This window comes from Neoroseomonas rubea (assembly GCF_016106015.1).
Classification (GTDB): domain Bacteria; phylum Pseudomonadota; class Alphaproteobacteria; order Acetobacterales; family Acetobacteraceae; genus Neoroseomonas; species Neoroseomonas rubea.
Map to the genome: position 1 here is coordinate 1 of NZ_JACADQ010000349.1, position 4,337 is coordinate 4,337.

At 71.4% G+C, this 4,337-nt stretch carries 3 protein-coding genes; all 3 read right to left on the minus strand.

The window, feature by feature from the left end:
• Positions 1-155: 155 nt before the first annotated feature.
• On the minus strand, positions 156-731 hold the full coding sequence (locus tag HW577_RS21465) for a DUF3035 domain-containing protein (protein WP_198378159.1): 576 nt from the start codon (positions 729-731) through the stop codon (positions 156-158).
• The gene (gene lspA / locus HW577_RS21470) at positions 728-1,225 is read right to left on the minus strand and encodes a signal peptidase II (protein WP_198378160.1); all 498 of its coding nucleotides are present in this window, start codon (positions 1,223-1,225) and stop codon (positions 728-730) included. Before lspA ends, HW577_RS21465 begins: the two co-directional genes overlap by 4 nt.
• A gap of 70 nt (positions 1,226-1,295) precedes the next feature.
• On the minus strand, positions 1,296-4,088 hold the full coding sequence (ileS, locus tag HW577_RS21475; RefSeq protein ID WP_198378161.1) for an isoleucine--tRNA ligase: 2,793 nt from the start codon (positions 4,086-4,088) through the stop codon (positions 1,296-1,298).
• Positions 4,089-4,337: the final 249 nt, after the last annotated feature.

Below are 4,337 nucleotides of genomic sequence, written 5' to 3' on the forward strand. Positions count from 1 at the left end.
GCGCGGCCTGCGCGGCGGCGCGGCCGATCGGGGTGGCGGCGAGCGCCGCGGCGGCGGCGCAGATGGTGTGGCGGCGGGTCACGCGGGTCATGCCGCCACACATGGGGCCTGCGGGGCCCGGCGTGAAGCGGGTCCCGACCGAACGCCCCCGGGGATCAGAACCCCAGCCGTTGCCACAAGCTGCGGCGGCTGGGCTGGACGACCGGCGTCACGCCTTCCCCCGAATCCCGGCCGAGCGCCGCGTTCTCCCGCAGGCGCTGGGCTTCCCGCGTGGGGTCCACCGGCGTGCCGGGCGGCGGCGGGTCGCGCCAGAAGATCAGGCGGTCGGTCACCGCGCGGCTCGGCGCGTCGAGCCGCAGGCTCTCCTCATCCACCCGGCGGCGGATGTCGTCCGGCGCGTCCTGCCCGGCGCGCTGCACCAGCGCGGCTTCGCCCACCGAGGGGCGGGCGCCCGGGGCGCGGCGCGGATCCTCGAGCGACAGGCCGGGCACCAGCAGCGCTTCCGCCTGCTGGCGGGCACCGCGTTCCTGCGGGCGGGGCGAACCCGGCCGCGGCGTCGGCAGCGTCGTCATGTCCGGCGGCATGGACAGCGGTGCGCGGGTCGTGACCTGGAACTCGTCGGGCGCGTCGCGCACCAGGCCGAGCGTGCGCGACGTGTTGTCGCCACAGGCCGGCAGCAGCGCGGCCAGGGCGAGCGCGGGCAGGAGGGAGGGGGTGCGACGGTTCCTCATGGCCCTTCCTTAGGCTCCGCTTTCGGCTGGAACAAGGCATCCGCGATCAGGGCGGCCACGCCGCAGACGATGGCGGCATCGGCAACGTTGAACACGTACCAGTGCCAGCCCCAGGCATGGGTATCGACGAAATCCACCACGGCACCGAAACGGATCCGGTCGATGACGTTGCCGATCGCACCCCCGACCACGGCGCCGAGGGCGACCGCGGTCAGGCGGTTTTCCGCCCGCGCCATCCAGCGCAGAAGAAACAGGGCGATGGCGGCGGCGAGCAGCGCGAGGACGAGGTGGTGCCAAGGCCCGTCGCCCGACAGCAGGCCGAAGGTCACGCCCCGGTTCCAGACCATGGTCAGGTCGAGGCCGAAGGGGCCGGCCTCCAGCAGGGGGATGTGGCCGACCTCGGGCAGGCGGGCGACCTCCAGGATCCACCATTTGCTGGCCTGGTCGGCGACCAGTAGGCCGGCGGCGATGGGCAGGCCGAGGCGGAGGCTCATGGGCGGGGCGCGTCGAGGGCGCTGCCCCCCAACCCCCGCCGGGGGAGCCGGGCTCCCCCGGACCCCGCCGTCACGGCAGGGACTCCACGGCGTCCTCGCAGCGCAGGCAGAGGGTCGGGTGCTTCGCGGAGGCGCCGACCTCGGGCAGGACACGCCAGCAGCGGGCGCATTTGGCGCCGGGCGCCGCGGCGAAGGCGGCCGCGGGCGCGTCCGCCGTCTCCAGCGCGAAGCCGGAGGTGATGGCGATCTCCGCCCAGCCCTCGGCGGTCAGCAGTCCGGCATCGGCCTCCGGCAGGGCGAGGCTCGGCGCGGCCTGCAGGCTCGAGCCGATCGTCCCGGCGGCGCGCGCCTTTTCCAACTCGACGGTCACCAGCCCACGCAGTTCGCGCACCCGCGCCCACTTCGCGGCCAGCGCGTCGTTCTTCCAGCCTTCGGGCACGAACATGAAGTCGAGGAGATGCACGCTCCCCTCGTTCTCCGGGAAGCGGGCGAGCCAGGCTTCCTCCGCCGTGAAGACCAGCACCGGCGCGAGCCACTTGCACAGGCAGCGATGCAGCACGTCCAGCACCGTGCGCGCCGCGCGGCGGCGCAGGCTGTCCGGCCGGTCGCAGTAGAGCGCGTCCTTGCGGATGTCGAAGTAGAAGGCCGAAAGGTCGCTGGCGCAGAAATTGTGGATCTCGGGATAGACGCCGGCCCAGTCATGCGTCTCGACCGCGCGCCGGATGCGTGCATCCAGTTCCGTCAGCCGGTGCAGCACCCAGCGTTCGAGTTCCGGCAGCTCGGCATAGGGGACGGTCTCCTCCTCCGCGAAGCCTTCCAGGCTGCCGAGCAGCCAGCGCAGCGTGTTGCGGATGCGGCGATAGAGCTCCGCCTGCTGCTTCAGGATCTCCGGCCCGATGCGCAGGTCGAGCGCGGTGTCGGAATTCATCACCCACAGGCGCAGGATGTCCGCGCCGTACTGCTTCATCACGTCCTGGGGCGCGGTGACGTTGCCCAGGCTCTTGGACATCTTTCGCCCCTGCTCGTCGAGCACGAAGCCATGCGTCAGCACCGCCTTGAAGGGTGCGACGCCGTTCGTGCCCACGCTTTCGAGCAGCGAGGAATGGAACCAGCCGCGATGCTGGTCGGACCCTTCGAGATACAGGTCCGCCGGGAAGGGCAGGCCGCGCGGCGGCAGGACGAAGGCGTGCGTGCTGCCGCTCTCGAACCACACATCCACGATGTCCATCACCTGCTCGTACATCGCCGGGTCGCGGTCGGGGCCGAGGAAGCGCGCCGCGGCGCCCGGCTTGTACCAGGCATCCGCGCCCTCGCTGCGGAAGGCCTCCACCACGCGGTCGAGAATCGCCGGGTCGCGCAGCGGCTCGCCCGATTGCTTCGAGACGAAGACGGGGATCGGCACGCCCCAGGCGCGCTGGCGGCTGATGCACCAGTCGGGCCGCGCGGCGATCATGGACCCGAGGCGATTGCGCCCGGCCTCGGGGACGAAATGCGTCTTCGCGATCGCATCCAGCGACTTCTCGCGGATGGCGTTGGCATCGTCCATCGCGATGAACCATTGCGGCGTCGCGCGGAAGATGACGGGCTTCTTGGACCGCCAGGAATGCGGGTAGGAGTGGTTCAGCCTGCCCGTCGCGGCCAGCGTGCCGGCCTCCCGCATCGCGTCGTAGACGGCGGTGTGCGCCTTGAAGACGTGCAGGCCCGTGAAGCCCGGCGCGTGGTGGGTAAAGGTGCCGTCGTCGTTCACCGTCTCGGGGATCGGCAGGCCGAATTGCCGGCCGAGATTGAAGTCGTCCTCGCCATGGCCCGGCGCAATGTGGACGAAGCCGGTGCCCGCCTCGGTCGTGACGAAGTCGCCCGGCAGCAGCGGCACGTCGAAATCGTAGCCGCGGCCGCGCAGCGGATGGGCGGCGAACGCCCCCTCCAATTCCGCACCCTTCAGCACGCGCTTGATCGAATGCGCGCCGATGCCCGCTTCCTTCTCGAAGCCCGGCAGCAGCGGCAGGGCGACCAGCAGCCGGTCGCCGACCTTGAGCAGCGAGGCCTCGGTCACGCCTTCCACATGCAGCAGCGCGTAGTCGATCTCCGGCCCATAGGCGACGGCGCGGTTGCCCGGCATGGTCCAGGGCGTGGTGGTCCAGATCACCACATCCGCGCCGACCAGGTCCTCCGCACCCGCCTTCAGCACGCGGAACTTCGCGTGCAGCGTGGGGCTGACATGGTCGTGGTACTCGATCTCGGCTTCCGCCAGCGCGGTCTTCTCGACCGGGCTCCACATCACCGGCCGCAGCCCGCGATAGAGCGAGCCGTTGAGCAGGAATTTCCCGATCTCGCCCGCGATCTTGGCTTCGCTCTCGAAATCCATCGTCGCGTAGCGGTCGGCCCAGTCGCCGAAGACGCCCAGGCGCTGGAATTCCTCCGACTGGACGCGCAGCCAGTGCTCGGCATAGGCGCGGCACTCGGCGCGGAAATCCAGCACCGGCACGGCATCCTTGTCCTTGCCCTTGGCGCGGTACTCCTCCTCGACCTTCCATTCGATCGGCAGGCCGTGGCAGTCCCATCCCGGGACGTAGTTGGCGTCGCGCCCGGCCATCTGCGCCGCGCGGTTGATCACGTCCTTCAGGATCTTGTTGAGCGCGTGGCCGATATGGAGGTTGCCATTGGCATAGGGCGGGCCGTCATGCAGCACGAAGGCGTCGCGGCCCTTCGACTGCCGGCGCAGCCTTTCCCACATGCCGATGCGCGCCCAGCGTTCGAGCATGGTGGGTTCGCGCTTCGGCAGGTCGCCCTTCATCGGGAAGCCGGTCTTCGGCAGGAAGACGGTGCCGCGATAGTCGCGGGCCTCGGGGACGCTGTCGGTCATCTGTGCCTGTCTCGGTGCGCCGGCCGCGCCATGGCGGCCGGAAGGGGAGTTGCGCGCGGAAGGACCCGGCCCTCAGGCGAGGACCGGGAGGATAATTCGCGCGGGCGCGTCCCAGGACATGACAGGCTTATGGGGAGGCGGCGGCCGGGGCGTCAAGCGCCGCGGCCCGCGGGTCAGGGCCGCGGGCGGAGCGAGGCCTGCGCCTCCGCCGCCGGGGGCGCGAAGGCCGAAAGGCAGGCCGCCTGCGCC

Bases quoted from the DNA above. Each gene is read 5' to 3' on its own strand.
- ileS (WP_198378161.1), bottom strand. From the start codon at position 4,088: ATGACCGACAGCGTCCCCGAGGCCCGCGACTATCGCGGCACCGTCTTC.
- lspA (WP_198378160.1), bottom strand. From the start codon at position 1,225: ATGAGCCTCCGCCTCGGCCTGCCCATCGCCGCCGGCCTACTGGTCGCC.
- HW577_RS21465 (WP_198378159.1), bottom strand. From the start codon at position 731: ATGAGGAACCGTCGCACCCCCTCCCTCCTGCCCGCGCTCGCCCTGGCC.